The following is a 23,758-nucleotide window of genomic DNA, read 5'->3' on the forward strand; positions in this document are numbered from 1 at the left end:
CCGACCTTGCGGTCGGGGTGTATCGCCGCCCCGCTGCGTCGGGGCGCCACTACGGTTTACTACCCCCGACCTTGCGGTCGGGGTTCGCCCAATCCCTTTCACCGAGGTTCGCCAATGTCCACCCGACGCGACTTCCTAAAGACCACCCTCGGCACATCGAGCCTGCTCGCCGTCGGTGGGGTGGTGCCGGAGTTCCTCGCCTCGACCGCGCGCGCCGCGGAGAAGGAAGACAAGAAGAAGGACACCGTTCTCGTGGTGATCGAACTCACCGGCGGGAACGACGGACTGAACACCGTCGCGCCCTACGGCGACGACCTCTACCACAAGGCGCGCCCCACGCTCGCGTTCGGCAAGAAGGAAGTGCAGAAGCTCGACGACTACCACGGACTGCACCCGCGCATGAACGAGCTGAAGCGCCTGTACGACGAAAAGCGGCTCGCAGTGATTCAGGGGGTCGGGTACCCGAACCCGGACCGCTCGCACTTTGAGAGCATGGACATCTGGCAGCTCGCCGACCCGAAGCGCGGGCACACGAGCGGCTGGCTCGCACGCAGCATCCCCGGCATGAGCATCAAGGACGCGGGCGTGCCGGGGATGTACCTCGGGAACGAGCGCCTTCCCGTCGCGATGCAGGGCGCGGACGGCGGCGTCATCAGTCTTGCCGATCGCGCGAGCTTCAAGCTCCAACTGACGGGCAATCAGGCGAACCGCAAGGCGCTCATTGAAGACCTGAACGGCGAGAAGGACACGGGTAAGGCCGACCTCGCGTCGTTCGTCCGGAAGCGCCAGCTCCAAACGTACACGAGCCTCAAGAAGATCGACGACGCGCTCCGCGAAGCGGGCGGCAGCGGCCAGGGGCGGACCAACGAGTTCGTGGGCGGTCGCGTCGTGCAGCGCGACCCGGACGACCTCAACACGCTCGGCGGCAAGCTCGGCCTCGTCGGACGCCTCATCCAGAAGGGGCTGGGTACTCGGCTCTATTACGTCCAGCTCGGCGGCTTCGACACGCACTCCGGGCAGGCCGAGATGCACGGGAAGTTACTCAGCGAACTGTCGAGCGCTATCGGCAACTTCTTCAACGGGCTGCAAGCGGAGCACTCGGAGCGCGTCGCCGTGATGACGTACTCGGAGTTCGGGCGCCGGGTGAAGGAGAACGGCAGCCGCGGGACCGACCACGGGAGCGGCTCGTGCATGTTCCTGGCGGGTTCGCAGGTCGTCGGCGGGCTGGTGGGCAAGCACCCGAGCCTCTCGGACCTCACCGACGGCGACATCAAGTACCACACCGATTTCCGCCGCGTGTACGCCACTTTGCTCGACGACTGGCTCGAAGTAGACAGTCGCGGCGTCCTCGACGACAAGTTCGAGAAGCTCCCGCTCATCGACCGCAAGAAGAAGGCGCCGGCCGGCTCGGGGCCGAGCAAGTCCGGCAATGCGCTCCCGCCCGGCGCGGTCCCGGACGATGCGCCTCTTCCGGGAGCGGGCGCACCTCCGGTGAAAGAGGATGTGCCCCCGCTGGAGAAGATGTAAGAGAAGGGGTGAAGGAGCGAGAGGGCGAAGGGGGAAAGGCAGGAGCGCGCTTCTGTCGCCTCACCTTTATTCTCTCGCCGCTTCGCCCTTCTCACCCCTTCACCCTCTCACCCCTTCATCTTCCCGGACCGGAGTTCCCATGCCCCGTTCGCTCGCGCTGGCGCTGGTCGCGCTGGCTTTCGCGTCTCCGACTTTCGCGGCGGACGGGTCGCCCGCATCCGATACCGCACCCGAACGGCTCCTCCCGCCCACGACGCAGTTTTACGTGCGCTGGGACGGCATCACGGCCCACAACGAGGCGTACAAGAAGTCGGTTTGGGGGTCGGTGATGGCCGGACCGACCGGCGACAGCGTTCGCGCGCTAGTTGCTAAGGGGCCGAAGTTGATCGGTTCCTCCGTGCTCGCCGATCCGCTGCTCGACGGCCAGTCGCCGGCGGAACTCAAATCGAACCTCGTCGACCTGAAGTCGGCCGAGAAGCTCATCGATCTCATCACGGATCGGGGAGTGATCGTCGCGGGGGAAGTGCGCGAGCCCGCACCGACGATTCGGGGCGTGGGCGGCGCGCTCACCGGGCTGCTGAGCGGGAAGTTGCCGAGCACCGACGCGATCCTGCCGGACGCGCAGTTGATCGTCATCGTGCCGGACTCGGGCGACAAGGCCGAGGTGCTGTTCGGCTCCCTCCGGCTCCTGATGCGCAAGGCCGAAGCCAAGATCGAATCGCTTAGTGTGAAGGGGCGCAAGGGGTTCCAGTTGGGCATACACGACGAAGGGCCTGTTTCGTTAAACGTCGCGTGGTGGGTCGAGGGCAAGCACTTCGTCTTCTACACCGGGACGCGCAAGCCCGAGGCCATCATCACGGAGATGGAAGCGAACGCCAAGAAGGGCGGGATCACCGGCCACCCACTGTTCCAACGCGCTCTGAAGACGGGCGAGTTCGAGACGATCACGCGCGGGTTCGTTGATACTGAAAAAGTCGTCGGCCTCGCGAAGAGTTTGGCGGGACCGTTCGTACCCGGGTTGAAGGAGCGGCTCGACGGGATCGGGATCGGCGGGCTGAAGGCGATCGTCTTCACCTCCGGATTCGACGGTAAGGAGTCGCGTGCGGTGTACGAGTTCGATGTGCCCGGCGAGCGCAAGGGGTTTGCGAAAGCGCTCAAGAACCAACCCTTCGGGCTGAACGATCTGCCGCCGATGCCGCCGGACGTGAGCCGGTTCTCCGCGCTCCGGCTCGACCCGGCTGCGACCTACGATGCGGGCCTGAGTCTCATCGATTTTCTCACGATGAACGAGGATTTCGGGGTCGAGGATGGTGGGAAGAAGCAAACCCCGTCGGACATCATCAAGGCGCGCAAGGACTTCATGGCGCGCGAGGTGGACAAGTTTCTCGGTATCTCGATGAAGGACGATCTGCTGCCGCACCTGGGCGACAAGTTCGTGATGTACCAGAGCCCGTCGGAAGGGTTGTCGGTGTTCGGCACGGTGGTCTGCGTGTCCTGCAAAGATCCGGCGAAGGTGCGGGCCGCGACCGATCGCGTGCAGCGCGCGCTCGAAGCGGTCGCCAACAGCCCGATCAAGGTGCGGAAGAAGATGGTGAAGGGCGTCGAGGTGCGCGAGTTCTACGCACGCGGGTTCGGCGTCATCACTCCCACCTACGCGATCGTGGGCGAGTGGCTCGTAATCGCCGGGCACCCGCAAGCGGTGCAGGGCGTGATCTTCCGCACGAAGGGCGATATCGAAAAGTGGAAGCCGGAGGCCGAGACCGTCAAGCGCCTCGCGAAGATGCCGCAGGACGGGTGCGGGTTCCAATACTGCAACCCGAAGTCCACCGTGCAGAATCTGTGCTGCGTCGGGCCGCTCCTGGTCAGCACGCTCGGGCTGCGGAACCAGTTCAGCGAGAACAACGAAACCGACTTCGACCCGATCGACGTGGGGCTCGTCCCGAACGGGCACGAGCTGAGCCGTCACCTGTTCCCGAACCTCACCGTGACGCGCGACGACGGCAAAACGATCCGCGTCGAGGTGAACGAATCGTTCAGTCTGCCGCTCGAAGTGATCGGGCTGGAGCCGCTCGTCATTTTCAGCGGTTTGGGGCTGGTGTTCTGACCGTTGCGGGCGCGGGTCGCGTCGGATACTGTGCGGGTCGGGGGCAACCCCGGCCCGCTTTGTTTTCGTAGTAAGTTCGGCGCGTCTGTGATGTGGACACCGTGTTGAGAGTTTGCGTTTTTGCTCGTGGCACAGGCCAGAGGCCTGTGGAAGCGATCCCACAGGCCAGAGGCCTGTGCCACGAAATCAAGGCTCAAACGTGTCATTTCAACAGGGTGTGCGCAAACGGAACGCCGTGCGGTAAGTCACTCACCTCGTCGGAGCGCGTTCCCGATGCGACTCTCCCTCGCCGGCTTCGGAATCCTCGTCATGACTGTCGTTGCCACGCCCGCGGACCTGCCTCCACCAGACAAATTGCCATCGGTCGCTGAATTCCCGGACGTGCTCGCGATGCGCGACGGCACCAAGATCACCAGCAAGAAGGACTGGGAAGAGAAACGGCGCCCCGAGCTGAAGGAGTTGTTTCAGCACTACATGTATGGTCGGTACCCGCACTTGATGGAACCGGTGAAGGTCGTGGTGACGGGGAAGGTGTTGTTCGAGGACGCACAAGCCCTCGGTGGCGCGGGAACGCTCCGCGAGATCGAGGTGAGCTTCAGCGAATCGCAGTGGCCGAAGATTTACTTGCTGATCGCCACACCCAACGGGAAGGCACCGGCCGCGTGCTTCGTCGGCCCGAACTTCGGTGGGAACCACTTGCTCACGTCGCACGAAAAGGTGCGCATCCCCACCGCGTGGGTTCCGGCTAATTACCCCGGCGTCGAGAAGGGCACGAACAAGGCGACCGCCGCGGGGCGCGGGAAGCAACCCGGTACGTGGCCGCTGCAACAGATCGTCGAGAAGGGGTACGCGGTCGCGACGTTTTACTGCGGCGATATCCAGCCCGACCGCCCGGACGTGCGCGAGGGCATGCGGGCCACGTTGCCCGTTTACAAGGGCGACGCCCTGCTCGATGAGACGGCCACCGTCATGTGGTGGGCGTGGGGCTGCCACCGCGCCGTCGATTTCCTCGTGACCGACAAAAGCATCGACGCGAAGCGCATCGCGGTAGTCGGGCACTCGCGGTTGGGCAAAACGGCGCTGCTGGCCGGGGCGTTCGACGAGCGCATTGCGGTAGTGATTCCGCACCAATCGGGGTGCGGCGGGGCCGGTCCGAGCCGCAGCAAGAACGAGAAGGCGGAAACGGTCAAGCGCATCACGACCGCATTCCCGCACTGGTTCTGCGGCCACTTCCGCGCGTTCGGCGGCGACACCACCAAGATCCCGTTCGACCAGCACGCCCTCGTCGCGATCTGTGCCCCGCGCCCGGTGCTCCTCACCAACGCGGAGGACGACCAGTGGGCGAACCCGAGCGGCCAGTTCGACGTGCTGACGGCCGCCGCGCCCGCGTACAAGCTCTACAGCGATACGAAGCCGGTCGCGGACAAAATGCCGGAGCAGGGCAAACTGAGCGACGACCGCCTCGGCTACTTTGTTCGCGCGGGCAAGCACAGCATGACGCCCGATGATTGGAAGGTGTTCACGCAGTTCGCCGACAAGTGGCTGAAGTGAGGCGAGCAGAGGACAGAGGACAGAGGACAGAAAGCAGGCACGCGAATGCCTCGGCGAACGGCCGGTGTAAGCCGGCCGGTGAAGATAACAGAAGAATTTTGACAGGATTTACAGGATAAACAGGATTCAAAACAGACGCACGTGCGATCCCGCTGTCGTGGATGTAGCCCGTTTGACCGGGGCTGTGGTTTTGATCCTGTTTATCCTGTAAATCCTGTCAAAATTCTTCGCTCATATTTTGTGAATATGAACTTGTGTTCATGAGTCGCGTGATTTATGATGTGTGAGACGTGCCGAGTTACTCGGCGTTGATGGAAGCCAGAAATACTGGCAATGCGCGTGAGGTGACAAAGAACCACAACCGCACTCCGAACAATAAGTAGCCACCGCGCGTGCTTGTTTATTGTTGGTTTGGCTTCCGGTACCGTGCGGGCCGGAAATGTTAGCAAATGTTAGCTTTTTTGCCGTAAGTTGTTGTTATGTAACGAATTTCGGAGGTCAGCGAGTTAGCCAAATGTCCTCAGACCGTGACGCATTGTTAGCCGCGATTCGGGCCAATTCGGAGGACGACACCCCGCGCCTGGTCTTCGCGGACTGGCTCGACGAAAACGGCGACGCCGCTCGCGCCGAGTTCATCCGCTCGCAGTGCGAGTTCGCGCGCGTTGTTGCCGAGGACGGCAACAGCTACGCGATGTACGCCTTCCTCCGCGACCGCTACTCTGTTGGGCTGACTGCGACCGACTGGCCCCGGATCGATTCGGGCGTTCACAGGCTCGCTACGCTCGCAAAGCGGAGCGAGGAGCTGCTGAGACAACACGAGAACCGGTGGGTGCCCAAAGTACCGAAGAAGTACGAGGTGGAGATCGACGAATTCGACCGCGGGTTCCCGCGCCGTGTTCAGCTCAATAGCCTGCAAAACTTGCCGAAGGTGGTGGATTGGATTCGCGCCACTTTACCAGCCGTCACACTCAAAGCCGACCGACTCACAGGGCGCGTCGTTGAGCAACTTGCCGATACGGGATTGCTCGATCGAATTGATTCACTGGAACTCACGAACGAAAGCGCTTCGGGGTTGCGCGAGTTCGGTAATCGCCCCGAAGCGGCCCGCGTGCGCACGATCAAGGTTCAGGGCGGTGACGCTGAAGAGATTGCGTCGGCTCTGGCCGATTCACCGCACTTCACCGGGTTACAAACACTCGATATATCGGCCCCGCACATTAGCGCGACGGCGGCTGAAACATTGTTTCGGGCCAAGAGTTTGCGCACGCTCCGTCGCTTGCACCTGTGCGGGTCAGAGAGTTGGCGTGGGAATTGGACCGTTGATACCGCGCGAACCTTGGCTGCGGGCGAATTCACTAATCTCGCTTCGGTTCGTTTCGAGCACGCGGGATTGGGAGATGATGCGGTCGAGATTTTGGCCGCGTGCCCCGATTTCGCCCGGTTGCGCACGTTCGATTTGACGGGTAACCACATTACCGGGCGCGGTGTCACGAACTTGCTGTGCTCACCGCACTTAGCGAGCCTTGTGAACCTGTGCTTGGACGAGAACCCGTGCAACGGACTAGACCCCGAGCGACTGGCTGCCGCGCCTCCTGCCGCGCTGCGGATGCTCCACTTTCACGGGAGCCGGCTCCGGACCGCGGACGTGCGGGCACTCGCCCGGAGCCCGCGCGTTCGCACACTCTGGTATCTCGACATTGATGACAACAACTTGAGCACGACATCGGTTCGCGCACTGGTCCGCGGGTTGGGGACGTGGTGCCCGCCGGTATTGTGGCTCGCGTACAACCGGATCGACGATAGCGGCGCGAAGGTGCTGGCAAAGTGGAAAGCGGCTTCCGCATTGAGTGCGTTGCACTTGAAGTACAACCCGCCGATGACCGAGGCGGGAGTGCGAACGTTGCTCGACAGCCCGAACCTGGCAAACCTCAGCGCCCTGTGCGTTTCCGCGAGCGGCGAAGCGGAAGCGCGGCTGCGGGAGCGGTTCAAGCACCCGGACGGCTACTGACGCCGCTGGTGTGCCGCGCGCGACCTCATATCCTGTTCCCGTACCCTCTCCCGTTCCTCACGCGCACCTCGAATGACTGTTCCCCTGTGTTGTCCGTGGCGGTCGGTTTGGTTCGCGCGAGTCGTCGCGGTGGTCGCCCTGGTCATCGGCATCCCCCTGTTTCTGCGAACGCCGCCGTGGTGCGACATCACGCTGTACCAGATGGCCGCGCGCAACATCCTCAACGGTGGAACGCACTACCGGGACATCTTCGACACCAACCTGCCCGGGTTCGTGTGGGTGCTCACGGTCCTTCAGTGGCTGTTCGGGGAGAGCGTGGTCGCGGTGCGGGCCACGGACCTGCTCATCGTCTCGGGAACCGTGTTCCTCATCGATCGACTGGCGAAGTGGGGGGGCGCGTCGCTCGCGGCGCGCTGGTGGGCGCTCGCGGGCGTGGCGCTGTTCTACCCGTTCACGGTGGAAATGTCGCACGCCCAGCGCGACACCTGGATGACATTGCCGGCCCTCGCCGCCGTCGCGCTCCGCGTGCGCCGCGGGATGGGGAGACCTACCCCCCCGTCCCTCCTCCCTGAAGGGAAGGGGGAGACAGAACCGTCGGATGTCGTCTCCAGCACAGCGCCTGCGCGCGCCTGCACCCCCTTCCCTTCAGGGAGGGGGGACGGGGGGGGAGGTTCTTCATGGATCGCCCCTTCTCCCTTTCGAGCGTCGCTTCTTGAAGGCTTGTTGTGGGGGGCGGGCGTTTGGATCAAGCCGCACATCGTGATTATGGCGGCCACGGTGTGGCTGCTCACCGCGCGGCGCATCGCAGGTGCGTCCCCGCGTCCCTGGCACGCGGCGGGCGCCGATTTCCTCGGGAACGTGCTCGGCGGCGGTGTTGTGGGGCTCGCGGGGCTCGCGTGGTTGTTCGCGACCGGGACGTGGGGGCCGTTCCTCGAAGTGTTCACGCAGTGGAACCCCGGCTACTTACAACTGGTGAAAGCGGAAATCGGGATGCGCGTGGGGCAGGAACTCTACTGGTTCCCTCCGTGGAGCCTCGGGTTGCTGCCGACCGTGCCGCTCGCGCTCGTGTCGGTGCTGGACATGGCCCCCTGGTCGAGTCGGTCGGCTGCGAATGCGCACCCGGACCGTGCGGGACTCGCCGGGCACCAACTCCCGGCCTTGTTGTGGGAAAAACAAGCCGGTGCGGACGCGCGGTTCGCACGCGGGGTGCTGGGTGGGTTGTACCTGGCCTGGGTCGCGCAAGCGTTTTTCCTCCAGCGGGGGTTCCAGTACGCACACGTACCGGAAACGCTCCTCATGTTGGGCGTATGGGCCTCGCACCGGTGGGCGTGGGTGCTCCTCGTGTTGCTCTGGCTCGCGGTGACGACGAGCGCGTGGTTCCTGGCCGAACACAGTGCAGCCGTCCGGGAAAAGATCGACAGCATTCCTATTTACGATCGCGAGAATTACGTTCCGCGGCACCCGATCTTTGCGCCCGAGCGGCTCCGACTGTGGCCCCAGTGCTGGTGCCCGGATCTGGACGATGCCGAGCGGTACAAAATGTGGGACCGGCTCCGGTTGCACCCGCCGCACGAGGCGGTAATCAGTTGGGAAGAACTCGACGAGGTCGTGACCTTCTTGCGCGGACAGGGCGTGAGCGACGGTGAGGTGATCGCGTGGTTCGATTCGCCGCACGCCGCGTACCTGATGCTGAACCAGAAGCCGGGGCTGCGGTTCATGCACGTGTACACGGCCATTTCCATCGGCGAGGACGCAAACGGCGAGGACGGCCGCGTAAAGGTGATGCGCGAATTGGCCACGAAAACGCCGAAGGCCCGGTTTGTTATTAACGACTTGGAGTGGGTCGCGCTGCCCGCCAAAACCGAGGAGCAACGGGCGCCGTTCCTGGCCCCGGCGCGCAACCCGCCGGACGACCTGCTCCCGGTCGTCACCCCGTACCCCACCGACTTCCCGTTCAACCAGCCGACCGTGTTCCGCACGCGAAACAACCAGGGGCGGTACATCGTCCACCGACTCGTGACGCGCGAGAACTCGCTCGGAACTCTGAGCTTCATCGAGTCCGGGGCCGGGGCGGTAACCGGCGGCGCACAACGAAGCGCGACCCGTTCCGCTGTACACGACGTCATCCTGCCCAAGTGACCGCGCCTTCGGGTTGACCGCGGGTGCCCGCATCCGGCATCATCTCGCCTCCTCGTCCCGCAGGAGGCGGATTCGTGCGCGTGTTGTCGTTCTCGCGGTTCGCAACTTGGTTTCGCGCCACTCACACCGCGAACCCGCGCGGGTCGCGGATCGCGTTCCTGGCGGTGCTGACCGCGATCGTACTGCTGATGAGCGTCAAGTATGCGGTCAAGATCGCCAAGCCGGGCGACTCCGGCCAGCAGAGCCGGTCCGCGTTCCTGCGCTGGCGACAGATGGTGAACGGAGTGTTCGCCGGCGAAAACATTTACGTCGGTGTGAACGAGTACCCCAACCCGCCGATCATGGCGGTGCTGTTGCGCCCGTTCACCGCGCTCCCGCCGACCGTCGGCGCCCTCACGTGGTTCTACACGAAGGTGCTGCTCGCGGTGCTGTCTGCGGTGTGGGCGTTCCGACTCTGTCGGGGGCAACCTAACCTCTCGGTTTCCTCCGAAGAGAGGGGGAAAGACCAAAGACAACCTACCCCCCCGTCCCCCCTCCCTAAAGGGAAGGGGGAGCTGGCGCGCGAAGTCTCAGAGATTGGGACCACGCGCCGCGACCGTTCATTCTCCCCCTTCCCTTCAGGGAGGGGGGACGGGGGGGTAGGTTCTTCCCAGAACGCTGGAGGTTTCGCCCTCGATCTCGCGCGTGCGGTCGCGATCATGTTGTGCCTGCCGCCGTTACTCGGTGATCTGTCGCACAACAACGTGAATATTTTCATTCTCTTCTTAGTTATGGGGTGCCTGGAAGCGTTCCGGCGCCGGCTCGATACGCTCGCGGGGCTGACACTCGCCCTTGCGATCGCCTGCAAAGTGACGCCGGCGCTGTTCGTCGCGTATTTCGCATGGAAACGGTGCTGGCGCGTACTCGGCGCAACGTTCGTCGGCCTGGCGCTCTGGCTCGCGGTCGTTCCCGGACTCACCTTCGGTTGGAACCACAACCGCGAGTTGATGGAGGGCTGGTACGCGCTCATGGTCGAGCGGCCGCTTCTGAAGGGCGAAATCACGACCGAGCACCCGAACCAAGCAGTAACCGGTTTCGTGTACCGGCTTTTCACCTACAGCCCGTCGTACATCGTGTACCCGGACAACATCCCGACGCCGGCCGAGTACCACAACCTCACGGACATCGGGCGCCCGGCCGCGTGGGTCATTGTGAAGGCGCTCACGGCGTGCTTCGCGCTCGCGGTCGTGTTCTTGTGCCGCTGGCCGGTTCGTGGGCCGAACGATGCGCGGCAGGGGTGGCGGTTCGCCACAGAATGCGGGCTAATTTGCTTGGGGATGCTGCTTTTCAGTGAGCGCACCTGGAAGCACCACGCCGTTGTGCTGCTATTGCCACTGGCGGCACTCACTTATGCCGTTGCGGTCGTGGAACTCCCGCGGCGCGTTCGGGCGTTTCTCATTGGGGTACTGGTCGCGTCGTTTGTGTTGATGGCCGGGCCGGGAATGCTCGCGGGCCGGGCCGCGGACCTTGCAATGGTGTACGGCACACACACTATCGCGTTCGTCCTTCAGACTTTAGCTCTGGGCACGCTCCTTGCGTGCCGGTCGGGACGTGTGAATGACGTGTGCGGGTCGCGCAGTGCCGCGCGTGAAACGATTCCTATTTGATGGGGCGGAACGGCTGCGGGGTTTGGGTATACTGAGCGGAGATAGCCGCTTTCGCTCTGGTGGTGAATTCCTCGTCGCCCGCCCTTTCGCGTGGTTCTCGCGTGCGGGTGTGGGGATGAGAGCGCATCAGCGAATAGCGTCACATTCCGCTCCGAGTACCACCAATGCCGACACGCAACCGCCACCGGTCGCTCGCAGGCGCGTTCGCCCTCGCGGCGCTGGTGGCGGGAACGGTCACACTTTCTGCTCAGCCCCCGGGCGCGGAGCCTCTCAAGAAGCCGGCGGACACGTCCAAAACCGAAAAGAGCGACAAACCCGACAGCAAGGTCGAGAAGCCCGACGGTAAACCGCTCGCTGTGAAACTGCCCGACGGCACGTTTCTCTGGCTCGGTTCCGGTGAGGGCGAGCGCGTTACTCTTTCGCCGCAAGAGTACCAGAAACTCCTCGATCGCGTGGACCAGTTGAAGAAGGAACTGGCCGCGCGCAAACCGACCGCGCCGAGCGGGTGCGCCATTCGCGGGCGCGTGGAGAAGCGCGGCGAGCAACTTGTTGCCGTACTCAAACTCACGTACACGTTCCGCACGACTCAGGCGAACACCGCGATCGCGCTTGGCGGGCGCAAGGCGTTTTTGGTCGGCGCTGCACTCGACGGCTCAAAACTACCCGTACTCGACACGAGCGACGACGGGTTCACGGTCCTCGTGGAAGCCGCGGGCGATCACACGCTCGTGTTCGACACGGAAGCGCCCGTAACCGCGCGGGTCACGAAGGCCGAAATCGGCTTCGATCTGGGCCTCCCCCGCGCGCCGATCACGACCTTCGCGCTCGACCCGCCGGGCGGCGACGTGAAGCGCGTCACTTTGGTCACCAAGGCGCCGGACCAGATCCAACCGCGGCGCACGACGGTGGACGTGAAGGAACTGGCCGCGAAGGGCAGCGAAACCGGCGTCGCGCTCGGCGCGGTGGAGTCGCTCGAAGTGAGCTGGGAGCCGCCCGCGGCCGTTGCACAGCCCGTCGATCAGGTTCAGAACGCGGACATCGACGTGACCGTGCTCCTCACCGACGGGTTCGTGGAGTCCACCGCCAAGATCAAGGTCCGGGGACCGGCACGCGAGTGGAAACTGGTGGCACCTGCTTCCGCAGACGTGAGCGTGGACCGCGTTGCGGTGGTGAGCGATACGGGACCGACACAACAACCCGTTGTGAGCAAGCCCGGTGATCCGAACAAGCCGGCCTGGAAGATCGAATTGCCCAGTGGTTCAACAGCGGCCGACTGGATCATCACTGTCGTAGTGCGCCAGGCGCGGCCGAAGACCGGCACCACGAAAGCCCCCGCATCGCCGATCGGCCCGTTCGCGGTGTTGGATGTGTTCAAGCAAACCGGCACGGTGAACGTAAAAGCCGGACCACACACGCGGTTCGTGTTCAAACACGGCCCGGATTTGCGGCGGGTCGAACTCCCGATCGCGCTCGATGACGACGTGAGTGCGGCGCTGTTCCGGCTCACGACCGGCCCTACGGGTGCGACGCCGGTTAACGCACCGCTCCTCACCGTCGAGGCGTGGCCCGTCGAGGGCGCGGTTCGGGTGCGCCCCGTCTACAAGTTGGAGCTAACGGAAGCCAGTTGGAAGGTGCGCGCCGAGATCGCGGTGAAGCCGATCCGCACCGAGGTGGACGCGATCACGATCAACGTGCCCGCGGAGTGGCGCGGGCTAGAGTCCGAGTTCGACCCAGAGACCGTGCAGAGCGCGAGTCCGGGGAAGGTCGAAGGGGCGTGGGTACCGGTTACGGTGCGGCTCGCCAACGCGACGAAACTGCCGTTCAACGTGGTGCTGGCCGGTACGATCGCCGTTCCGTCCGGTGGGCGCGAAGTGACGATCCCGTTTCCGCGCTACCCCAAAGCCGTAGAGCGCGACGCAGTGGTGACCGCGACGGTTTATGAGGGAATGGAGGTGCGGGGTACGGGGCGCGGTTGGGAGGGCGACCAGCCGGCCGGGTGGAGTTCTCCGCTTACCGCCGTTGTGAGCGCCGACGGCAAAACTCCGAAGGCCGTTACTGCGGTAACCGGCAGATCGGAACTCGGGTTCGCACGGGTCGCGCTCAACTGGCAGCCGTACCGTCCCGATGTCGCGGTTACCACAAAAACCGACGTCACCGTGGGGGAGCGGCAAATCACGGTGAAGCAGGAGTTCCACCTTCGCTCCGGGGACGGCCTTCCCAAAGCCGTGCGGTTGCACGGTCCCGCGGAAGCGTTCGGGCTGAGAGCGACCCCGGCGCTCGACTCGGTTTCGCCGGGCGCGTGGACCTATTTGCCCCCGGACGCCAAAGAAGCCACGCTGAACGTGAGTTTCGCGCTCCCGCTGCCGACCCAGGACGGGCCGCTCACGTTGCCGATCGGCCTGTTCTGGCTCGCGGACGCGGCCCGCACCGAAACGAACGTGCGCGTGTGGGTGAACTCCGTGACCGGGCGCACGGTAAGTGCCGCGGCCCCCGGGTGGCGCGAACTCCCGACTGAGGCTTTACCCGAACGCGACACGCTCCCCGCGCTCACGCTCACTGCGTCCGCCGAACACTCACTCGCGCTGGAATTGCGCCGGGCGACTACGGAGTCGGCGGTTGCCGTATGGGTCGACCGCGCGCTTGTCGAAGCCGGAGCGACCGAAGACGGGGCCGTGAGCTACCGCGCGCGGTTCCGGCTCTCGCGCTGGCTCGCGCCTGCAATCGAAGTGTGGCTGCCGGGTGCGATCGGGCCGAACCCGACGGCCCGCATAGACGGCACGGGCACGGCGCTGGTTCCGGCGGGCGAAGCGGACGGCCGGCACCGGTTCCGCGTGAACTTGCCCGAAATCTCGGGCGTGCGTGCGGTGGTTCTGGAGTTGCAATACACCCTACCCGGCTCGCGAAGCGTACTCGGCGAAACGGCGTACCAGCCGCCGCGCATCTTCTCAGCCGCGCACTCCGGCCCGGTCCGGTGGCTCGTGACCGAAGCGTCCGGCTCCGCTCCGTTCCTCTTCAGTGACCGCGCCCGTCCGGAACTCCGGTGGCGCTGGCGCGGCCCCGTTCTCGCGCCCACGGCCGTGCCCCGGTCCGACCTCGAGCGCTGGTTCAACTCGGGCGGCGAACCGGACGCGGTCGGCTTAACGCCCACTCAGGAGGGCGAACCGCTCGCGGCCCGGCAAAACACTCCAGGCACATTGCGCGTAGCCCGCGTGCCGTGGATCGCGCTGGTCATTGTGTCTTCGCTCGGCGTGTTCCTCGTAGCGGTTCTGTTGACGTGGTTGAACACGGTCGCGTCCGGTTTGGCCGTCGCGCTGCTCGGGGGCACGTTTGGTGTTGCGGCCGTGTTGTACCCGCAACCGGCGGCCCAAGTGGTCGCGGCCGGGCAGCCGGGATTGGTTGTGGCGCTGCTCGCTTTGAGTTTGCAGATGGTTGTGCGCTGGGAGATTCGGCGCCGGGTGCGCAACCTGCCGGGCTTCACGCGGGCGGCCCCGGAACCGGCGACCGGAACGATCTCTCATGCCACACCCGCGGCATCGGTGCGGGTGCGCCCGGGAAGCACAGGAACACCGGCGCCGACGGGAAGTGGTTCTTAAACGGCCGACCGCGACGAAGATCCGAGCTGACGATTCCAACCCCGGTGAACTAACACCATGCCCCGTTCGGGCTGGCTATTTCTGGTGTGCGTGTGCGCGGCCGGTGCCGCGCTCGGGGCGGTTCCGCGTCCACCCGCGGAGGCGATCCTCCGCGGCGCGCTCGACATCATACCAGCCGATGATCCGTTCCCCATTCGGCGCGTGCGAGCTACGGACGATCGGCTGCCTCTCTTGCTCAAAGAACTCGAAGCCGGTCCCGTTGTGCAGATGTCGCGTCCGGAATTTGAGGCGCGTGTGCGAGCGGCCGGGCGCGCTAGTGCCCAGGTAAAACACGGCCCGCGAATCCTGGACGCGAACTTCACGGCCGAACTCGAGGGCGGCGATCTGACCGGTACGGCTGAATTCGGCGTCCTGAACGCGAGCGGGGCGGGCGCACTTTTGCCGCTTGATCCCCTCAAACTGGCCGTGAACGGCGCGAAATGGGCACAGGGCGGCGAGGCGGTGATGGCCGTTCTGTCGACTTCCCCGATTACGTCCGCGCCGTTCGTCTGGGTGAGCGGCGAGGGGCGCCGCGTTCTACAATTCCGGTGGTCCCTGGCCGGTACCGCAGAACCCGGCGAGCGCCGGTTCGAGTTGCGCGTCCCTGCGTGCCCCACCACGGCACTCCAGCTTGATCTGCCGGCCAATCAAGTCCCCACAACGTCCGCGGACGTGCTCCTCACCGGCCCGTTCGAGGTGCCCGGTAAACCGGCCCGGCGCGCCTGGAACTTGCGGTTCGGCGGGCGCTCGAAACTCGAATTCGCCGTCCGCACGGGGGGCGCCCCGTCTACGGTTGCGACCGCGGCCCTCGTCGCAAAGTACGAGCTGAACCCGGGGCAACTGTCGGCCACGTTCGAGTACGACCTGCGCCCGACGCGCGGGTCCGTGGGCGAATGGGTGTTTATGGCCGATCCCGGTTTGCGCGTGACCGAAGTGGTCACGAACAACCGCGCCGGGTGGGTCGTGGACCCGCCCGCAACTCCCAACGGCCCGCGCCGCGTGCGCGTCAGCCTCCGGCAACCCGGTCCCGGCGGGAAAGTTCTCATCAACGCGGTCGCGCCGTTACCCGATCTCTCGCGCCCGCCGGACGCGCCGTTGCCGGTCGTGCGCCCGCTCGGTGCGGTACTCGAGAGCGAGAGCGTGGAATTGCGCCTCGCGCCGGGATTGAAGATCGATTCCTGGGCGCCCGGTGATTACCGCCTCGTTGACGCGGCCCTTTCTCCGACCGGTGTAGCCGAACAAACGCGCGTGGTGTCGTTGGTGGGGACATTACTCCCGACGGGCACGGACGAAGTGTTCCGGCGCATGCCGTCCGTTCGGACGAGTGCCCCGGACGTCGAATTCACCGCGCTCGAACGGCTCGAATGGCAGCTTCGTGTGTCCCATTCGGTACTCGTTGCGCGCGTGCGCGTTCACGTCTTGAGGGGGCCGCTGTTCCAACTCACGGTGCGCCCGCCGCCGGGTTTCACACTCGATCGTAATTCGGCCGGGATCGATGAACTGATCGCACACATCGACGCACCGACCCCCGCGGGGCAAGTGATCGAGCTGGCCCGGCCGCTGCTTGCGTCACAATCTGCCGAACTCCGGCTCGAATTCCGTGGGGCGAGTACGAAGCTCGGTGAGGCCGTTCCCTTTCCGGCGTTCGCGGTCGCCGGCGTGACCGAACGTGCCGGGTGGCTGAGCATTGTCGCTGATCCTGTTTGGTCCGTGCGCAGCGCCCCCGGCGCGGGTGCAACACCGGCAGGATTGTGGGGCTGGTTCACGACGGATGCCCCTCGTGATGCGCGAGCCATCTATTCGTTTCGTGCGAAAGAGCCGGACGGGTTCGTGACCCTTGTACCGGCGCGCCCCAAAATCAGCGCGCAAGCCGTTGTGTCTCTCGACGCACCCGGCACGCGATGGGTCGCGACCACGCGCCTCGCGCTCTCGGTGCAAAAGGGCGCACTTCCCACGCTCACTGTATTCGTTCCGGGGCCGCGCACGCCCGAGCGCTCGTGGAAACTGCTTGATTCATCCAATTCGGTGACTGGTGCGACCGTTGTTTCACCCGAACTGCTGGAAATGGTTCCGTTGTTTGTGCCGGTCGATGTGCTCGCGGGCGCGGCGGGGGCACGATCGCGCGGAGCGGTTGAAGGCACACTGTGGGTGCTGCAGCTGGCCCGCCCGCTCACCGAAACGGCTGTTCTCGAAACGACCGCGCCCGGTCCCGCACTCGGTGACACCGCTGTTTCGATCCCGATTCCGCGCGTGCTCGGGGCGAGCCAAACAACGAAAGCGGATGTCGTTCCCGCGTTCAAAGACCGCGTGACAGTCGAAGTGACCGGGGACTCGGTCCGCGTGGGTGCGGTGTCGCGGGCTACGAGTAGCTCGTCTTCAGTGTCGGATGCGTACCTGTTGACGGCCGTGAGTGCTCCCGACGATGTGGTCGTCGCGTTTGGCGGAACGGTGCGTGATTCCTCTGGTGGGACACTTCCGATCGTGTTGCCGCCGGGCGCGGAAGTGCGCGGAGTGTGCGTTGGAGGTCGGTGGCTGAACCCGGCTGCGTTCGGTACGCACGGACCGGACGAGACATTGCACATTCCCGTTCTCGCAGGTTCGAGCGTGCATTTTGAAGTGAGGTACCGGCTGCCACCGACGACCGGGTGGCCGACGCGGTCTGTTACCAGCCCGGTGCCGACAGTGCCTGGCGACCCGCCCGTGCGCCGGTGGTGGAGCTTTGCGTCCGGTGTACTTCCCGGATGGCCCGCGTACCCGGGGGACGCGGTCATGGATTCTCCTCCGCTATTGGGCGGACCGCTCGTGAGCGACGGGCCGGAACTCGTGACCCGATCCGACGACGAGTGGGTGCGGGTCGGATCGGTGCGCGCGGCCGATGCGCTCGCTGTGAGCGCGGTCGCTCTGGTGAGTGCCCTCGGGTGGTTCGTGGCGCAGCGCCGGCGCCCACGCGGGGCGCTCGTGTTGGCGAGTGCCGTGGTTGGGGCGCTCGTGATTACGGAACTCGGCCCGCCGTGGTGGGCGCGGGTCGCGTGGCCGGTGTTGTGCATGGCGGTCGTTGCTCTGGGCGGGGTACTCGCGCACCTCAGCATCCGCCGGCGTTCTGGGGAACTCGTGGTCGCCGGCGTTCTCGTGTCGGGGGTCGCATTGCACTCGGTTAGTGCCTTCGCTCAGCAATCGCCCCCGGTAACCGTGTTGATTGTGCCCGGGGCTGACGGGAGCGAAGAGATCATCGCTCCGCGCGCGGTCCTGGACCGCCTCGACGCGGTTGCTTACCCCCAACTTCCTGCTCCCGCGCTTACATCCGCAACGTACCAAGTACGCGCGGACGAATCAGGCGCGAAAGTGACCGCCCGGTTCGTGGTTCACGCGCTCCGCTCGAGTGACAACGTCGTGCCGCTCCCACTGGGGGACGCGCGCCTGGAGCGCGTGACGGTGGGCGGGGCGCCCGCGTTCCCGGTGGTGCGCGCGGACGGGTACGCCGTACCACTGCCCGGTTCGGGGCGGCACGAGATCGAGGCCCGGTTCGCCGTGACCGCGACGGTGTCCGGGTCCGAGCGCGAGGTCCGGTTCAGCGTGCCCGAGATCGCGGACACGAAACTGTCGGCCGTGCTGCCGGGAACCGCGGCCCAACCGCACGCGGCCGGTCGGATCGGGCGCCAGGTAGTGGCGCGCGCGGGTGAGAATGCGACCGTCGAAGCCGAACTCGGAGCGGTGCGGAGCGTTCAGTTGCGCTGGCGCGAGGGCGCAGGTGGATCGGCCGTCGTCAAGGTTCGCGAGGGGTGCGTTTGGGACGTGACCGAGGCCGGCGCCGAGCTGAATGCGGCTTATCTCGTGCGCGTCGAACAGGGGGCGGTGAACGGGTTGCGGTTCGATGTGCCCGCGGAACTGGAGGTTCTGCGCGTCGCGGTGCGGTCCACCGATTTGTTGACCGCACCGCTCGCACTGCGCGACTGGACGTTGGGCCAAGAACAGGCCGGCGCGCGCCCGTTGCAGATCGACTTCCAAACGCCAACCAGCGGGCGGTTCCTCGTTGTACTGGAGTGCTCCCCGCGCAAACCGCTCACACAGCGCCCCGTGCTCCGCTTCCCGCGGGTCGCATTCGGGTCCGTGAAGGGCGAAACGGAAGCGGTCTACGGCTTGCGCGCGTCTCGCGTGACCGTGAAAGAGGTGGTGCGCGGGGGGGTGATCGATTTCCCGGCCGACGCGCTCCGGGATTTCGCCGCGGTCCCGGACCTGAAGCTCGATCCGAACAAGCCGGTTCGCGCGTTTCGCTTGGTGCCCGGCGCGATCGCAGAACTACGCCCCGATCTCCATGCGGGTGAACTGCCGGCCGTGCGCACGGTCACTACCTGGCACGTCGGGCCGCACCGGGCTGATGTGACCGGAACCGTGATGTGGACGGCGCGCGAATCGGTCGCGTTCCTCGAATTCAGCGTCGCGAACGTGAACGTTCTGGAGGTTCGCGGGCCGGATGTCGTGAGCTGGAACCAGACCGGCGCGCGAGTTCAGGTCTGGCTCCGCTCGGGTACCAAAGAGGACACGATCGAGTGGACGGGAACGACCGTCCCCGCGCCCCCGGGCAAGACCCCCGCCCCGTTATCGTTCGATCCCACTCACCCGAAGATCGCGCACGCGACTCTGGTGTCCGACGAGGTTCGCGTTCGCCCGATCGACGGTTGGGCGCTGATCGCGGATCGGGTTCGCGGGTGGCAATCACTTCCCGCTTCCGGAGGCGAACTGCGATTCCGGACGGATTCCGCAGCCCAGGGGCTTCGCGTCCAGATGTCGCCGCGGTCCCCGTCGCGCTGAGTTGCGCGATACCCTTTCCGCTTGCTCACATCGAGAGCTTCACCTAAACTCGATTTGCTACAGAAAGTGGCCCGCCTGCACTCCGGGGTATTATCCCCGCTCGCCAGAAATCCTCTTCATGAGCGTCCGTATGCCCCGGTTTTCGTACCTGCTCAGCGCGGCCATTGTCGCCGGTGCGCCCGCGGTGTCGTTCGCGGGGGACGCGCCCTCGTTCAGCACGGACGTGATCCCGCTGTTGACCAAGGCCGGGTGCAATCAGGGTGCGTGTCACGGGAAGGGGGCCGGCCAGAACGGGTTCCGGCTGTCGCTCCGCGGGTTCGCGCCGGACCAGGACTACAACTGGATCACGCGCGAGTTCAGCGGCCGGCGGATCGATCGCACGCGGCCGGAAGAGAGCCTGTTCCTCCGTAAAGCGACCGGTGCGACACCGCACGAGGGCGGGCGCCTCTTCTCCACCACGAGCCGCGAATACAAGCTCCTGCTCGACTGGCTCAGGGCCGGGTACCCCGGGCCGGGCAAGAACGAACCGAAGGTCCGCAAACTCGAACTGACCCCCGCGGTGCGGGTGCTCAAGCCGGGTGAAGAGGTGCAACTGGTCGCGACCGCCTCGTTCACCGATGGCACCACGCGCGACGTGACTTGGCTCACCAAGTTCGATTCCAACGATCCGGCTTACCTTGACGTATCAGCGACCGGTAAAGCGCGGGCCGTCCGAAACGGGGCGAGTGCGGTGCGCGCGATGTACCTCACCGAAGTCGCCGTCACGGTGTTCAGCGTGCCGTTCGATCGGCCGGTGGACGAGAAGCGCTTCGTCCCGGCAAATAACTTCGTTGACACACACGTTTCGGCCAAGCTCAAGGAACTTCGCATCGAGCCGTCGGACCTCTGCACCGACGACGAGTTCGTCCGGCGCGTGTTTCTTGATGCGCTGGGTGCGCTGCCCACTCCGGCCGAGGCGACCGCGTTCAGCGCCGACTCGGACCCGAAGAAGCGCGAAAAACTGGTAGACGCGATCCTCGCGCGCCCGGAATTCAACGACTACTGGGCGCTGCAACTGGGCGACCTGTTCCAGAACCGCAAAGAACGTGATCACGATGTCCGCGGTGCGAAGGGCGTGCGGCAGTTCCACGACTGGTTGCGGAAACAGGTCGCGGCGAACCGGGGCTGGGACAGCATCGCACGCGACGTGCTCACCGCCACCGGCTCGAACGCCGATAACCCCGCGGTCGGGTACTTCATTGTCACGGTCGGCGAACAGCGGCACGGTGAGAACTCGGAGGCTCCCGAATCGGTCGCGCAAGCATTCCTCGGGACGCGCATTGGGTGTGCGAAGTGCCACAATCACCCACTCGAACGGTACACGCAGGACGATTTTTACCACTTCGCCGCGTACTTCAGCCGCGTGAAGCTCGACCGCACCGAAGCGAAGATGGGGCCGACGCGATTGAACGTCAGCCACCCGGACCAGAACCAAAACAAGAACCCGGTCGGGGTGAGCCAACCACGCACGGGCACGTTCATGCGCCCGCAACCACTGGACCGAACCACGGGTGACGTAAAACCGGGCGACGATCCCCGGATCATGCTCGCGAAGTGGATCACCGACCCGAACAACGAGTATTTCGCCGGCGCGATGGTGAACCGCATCTGGCGGCATTACATGAGTGTGGGACTGGTTGAGCCGGTGGACGACCTACGTGCGACCAACCCGCCGACGAATCCGGCGCTGTGGAAGGCGCTCAATAAGGAGTTTGTGGAGAAGAAGTTCGACTTACGGGCACTGATGCGCGTGATCCTTACGTCGCGCACGTACCAGCTTTCCAGCTCGACGCGCCCGGGGAACGAAACGGACGCACGGTTCTACTCCCACTACTACGCCCGGCGGCTACCCGCAGAAGTGATGCTCGACGCGATCAGCGACGCGACCGGTGTGCCCGAGCGCTTCGACGGCTATCCTGTTGGCGTGCGCGCGGTACAGGTGCCCGATCCCGGTTCGGCGTCGTACTTTCTGCGTGCGTTCGGGCGGAGCGAGCGCGTGACCGCGTGCGCCTGTGAGCGCGTGGGTGACGTGACGCTGCCGAACGTGCTGCACCTGATTTGCGGCGAAACGGTGACTAACAAGGTGAGCAACGGCAGCGGTTGGCTCGCGAAGCGCCTGACGGACGAGAAGGACGACGCGAAGTTACTCGACGAACTCTTCCTGCGGGCCTACGCGCGCAAGCCGCAGGTGGAGGAGAAAGCGAAGGTCACCGAGTTACTCAAAAACAAGGACGCTTCCCGCGAGGAACTTTACCGCGACGTGTTTTGGGCACTGCTCAACAGTAAAGAGTTCTTGTTCAACCGGTGATGACTACGGGTTTTGCCAATCTTCCCACACCAAACCCGCTACCCGGCTGAATTCGCTCGTGTTGTGTGTCACCAGCGTCAGGCCGTTCGCCAGAGCGACAGCGGCGATCATCGTGTCGTAAGGCCCGATCGGTTTCCCCAAGGACATGAGCGCGTGCCGAATTTCCCCGAAACGACGCGCACAATTGTCGTCGAACGGAAAGCTGATGAACTGGCTCGCGAAAACGTCGACCGCGTTGTGAACTTTGATCGGGTCGGCACTTCGCTCGGCCCCGTACCGCAGTTCGGCCAAAACGACCGAACACTACACGATGTCGCTCGGCTGGTGTGCGGTGAACCGATTCAAAAGTAGCAAGTCTTTTCCGCGCATGTACGTTATGCAAACGTTTGTATCGAGAAGGTACTTCAATCGAGCACCTCTCGCTTCTCAAACTCCCCTTGTGGGTAGCGCGCAAAGGCTTCGTCTTGCACCGAGCCGAACGTGGATTCCAAAAATTTGGGCGGCCACCCGAGTTCTTCGGGCGTTTTGGGTTTCGCGCCGTGAACGGTCGGTTTCGGGGACACGACGACCGCGACCTCGAACTCGCCCGGTACTCCGACCGGAACCGTGAGGTGTAACACCCCGTCGGGGCCGGATGTTGCGTTGAGACGAATCACGTCCACGTGTTGGCTCCGAGCGGGTGTGAATAAGCGTGATTCTAACCGCTCCGGTCACGATCCCAAATCCCGCGTCGCACTTTAAGCCGCCATGCCGCCGTCGGTTGGGACAGGGGCGATCAAATAGCCCGCGATGGTGGTCGCGAGGCTCTTACCGATGCCCGGCACGCGCTCCAGTTCGCCGGGACCGCCGCTCGCGAGGAGTTCGGTCACGTCCGCGGGCAAGCCGAGAACGGCCATCGCCGCCGAGCGAAACGCACGTATGCGGTAGAGGTTGTTCCCCGCTCGTGCGAGTTTGTTGGCGTGTTCGCGTAGGCGACGGGCAATATCCTGGTTGGTCAGCGTCATAGCGCACCTCCTAAGATTGATTGTGCCAGAAGGAACATCTGTACACAATGTCGGTGGTGGCTCCGTGCTCGGTGTGGGTATAGGGCACGTTTTGCGAACTGGGCGCGGTTGGGGTACAAGGATGGAAAACTAATTCCGGATTTGGTTTTAAGGGTAAGGCAGGGGCGCCGATGGGAAAATATAGACCGTCACCTGAATCACTTGCTGTCGTGAAGGGCTCGCCAAACAGTAGGCCGAAATCGTCACTCGGAACGCATACGGCGACGACGAGCTTGTACCCAATACCGATTTTTGACGAGGTAGAGCAAACCAAGCACCGCGACACTAGACCGGGCTCAGTTTACAGCAAAACGAGTGCCGAGGTTGTTTGATTGCACACCCGGTTTACACCCCGTGGAAGGCGGGGCGTGGAATTGAAAACGGAGAAACGGTCCGATTCAGCGATCCTGCTTTGTTTCTCGCTCTGAATTCCGCGCCCCGCGTTCACTCTCAGGCCGTGCCCAGCTCGGCGAGGATGGTCGCGGCCTTGTTTGCGTCTGCAACGGAGTCGAAGGTCGCGTAGCCGATAAACTTCCCGCCGACGACGGACATCACCAACCCGTGCAGGTTGATGCCGGCCATTTCCCACGCTTGGGTCACGCGCCCGCCCAGTCCGGCCTTGTCGTCGCCCTCGACCCGCATGACGATCGGCTCGCTGACCTCGTGCAACCCCACAGCGCGTGCGGCGGCCAACTCACCGTTGCCGTGGAGCGGGGCCACGTACAGGTCGCCCACGCCCGCTTTGGTGAGCGAGCGCTGACTGTACACGTATTCCAGGTGGGCACCCGCCTCGGCCAGTTTCTTCAACTTCGCCGCCGTTCCGCCCGGCTTGTCCTCTACCTCTGCGTGAAAGAGGTGGACCCGCTGCATCTTGAAGCTCATGAGAGTTGCCTCCTAAATAATGTCGCGGTTGTGACGTGCTACGCGACAGGTCTGCCATTCGGGATGATAA

At 64.8% G+C, this 23,758-nt stretch carries 13 protein-coding genes; 9 read left to right on the forward strand and 4 right to left on the reverse strand.

From position 1 onward, the window contains the following. Positions 1-114: 114 nt before the first annotated feature. The 9 genes from VT84_RS01610 to VT84_RS01650 all read left to right on the forward strand — a co-directional run bounded on the left by VT84_RS01610 (position 115) and on the right by VT84_RS01650 (position 21,763). Positions 115-1,527 carry a DUF1501 domain-containing protein gene (locus tag VT84_RS01610; protein ID WP_082838260.1) on the forward strand — a complete coding sequence of 471 codons (1,413 nt, stop codon included), beginning with the start codon at positions 115-117 and terminating at the stop codon, positions 1,525-1,527. A gap of 139 nt (positions 1,528-1,666) precedes the next feature. Continuing rightward, positions 1,667-3,631, forward strand: a complete 1,965-nt coding sequence (locus tag VT84_RS01615; protein WP_082838261.1) for a hypothetical protein — start codon at positions 1,667-1,669, stop codon at positions 3,629-3,631. A 273-nt stretch (positions 3,632-3,904) separates the two neighbouring features. Then, positions 3,905-5,182 (forward strand): alpha/beta hydrolase family protein, encoded by a 1,278-nt coding sequence (locus VT84_RS01620; protein ID WP_082838262.1) that lies wholly within the window; start codon positions 3,905-3,907, stop codon positions 5,180-5,182. Between the two features lie 514 nt (positions 5,183-5,696). After that, complete coding sequence (locus tag VT84_RS01625; RefSeq protein WP_162271559.1) at positions 5,697-7,190, forward strand: TIGR02996 domain-containing protein; 1,494 nt, start codon at positions 5,697-5,699, stop codon at positions 7,188-7,190. Positions 7,191-7,262: 72 nt separating this feature from the next. Then, positions 7,263-9,329, forward strand: a complete 2,067-nt coding sequence (locus VT84_RS01630; RefSeq protein ID WP_157469090.1) for a hypothetical protein — start codon at positions 7,263-7,265, stop codon at positions 9,327-9,329. A gap of 74 nt (positions 9,330-9,403) precedes the next feature. Further along, positions 9,404-10,975 carry a glycosyltransferase family 87 protein gene (locus tag VT84_RS01635; protein ID WP_082838265.1) on the forward strand — a complete coding sequence of 524 codons (1,572 nt, stop codon included), beginning with the start codon at positions 9,404-9,406 and terminating at the stop codon, positions 10,973-10,975. A gap of 164 nt (positions 10,976-11,139) precedes the next feature. Then, positions 11,140-14,568: a hypothetical protein gene (locus tag VT84_RS01640; protein ID WP_082838266.1), complete on the forward strand. Its 3,429-nt coding sequence runs from the start codon at positions 11,140-11,142 to the stop codon at positions 14,566-14,568. 57 nt (positions 14,569-14,625) lie between these two features. After that, positions 14,626-19,416: a hypothetical protein gene (locus VT84_RS01645; protein WP_082838267.1), complete on the forward strand. Its 4,791-nt coding sequence runs from the start codon at positions 14,626-14,628 to the stop codon at positions 19,414-19,416. A gap of 130 nt (positions 19,417-19,546) precedes the next feature. Further along, a complete protein-coding gene (locus VT84_RS01650; RefSeq protein WP_082838268.1) occupies positions 19,547-21,763 on the forward strand; it encodes a DUF1549 domain-containing protein in 2,217 nt (738 codons plus the stop codon). Positions 21,764-21,766: 3 nt separating this feature from the next. Here the strand turns inward: VT84_RS01650 and VT84_RS01655 are convergent, their stop codons facing one another. From VT84_RS01655 to VT84_RS01670, 4 genes are all read right to left on the reverse strand, one after another. Next, entirely contained in the window at positions 21,767-22,054 is a 288-nt protein-coding gene (locus VT84_RS01655) for a PIN domain-containing protein (RefSeq protein WP_204249705.1), read from the reverse strand. Between the two features lie 113 nt (positions 22,055-22,167). Then, positions 22,168-22,425 (reverse strand): hypothetical protein, encoded by a 258-nt coding sequence (locus VT84_RS01660; protein ID WP_082838269.1) that lies wholly within the window; start codon positions 22,423-22,425, stop codon positions 22,168-22,170. A gap of 75 nt (positions 22,426-22,500) precedes the next feature. Further along, positions 22,501-22,767 (reverse strand): helix-hairpin-helix domain-containing protein, encoded by a 267-nt coding sequence (locus VT84_RS01665; RefSeq protein WP_052561031.1) that lies wholly within the window; start codon positions 22,765-22,767, stop codon positions 22,501-22,503. A gap of 489 nt (positions 22,768-23,256) precedes the next feature. Beyond that, positions 23,257-23,688 (reverse strand): amino acid-binding ACT, encoded by a 432-nt coding sequence (locus tag VT84_RS01670; protein ID WP_052561033.1) that lies wholly within the window; start codon positions 23,686-23,688, stop codon positions 23,257-23,259. Positions 23,689-23,758 lie beyond the last annotated feature (70 nt).

The organism is Gemmata sp. SH-PL17 (genome assembly GCF_001610855.1).
GTDB classification, from domain to species: Bacteria; Planctomycetota; Planctomycetia; order Gemmatales; family Gemmataceae; genus Gemmata; species Gemmata massiliana.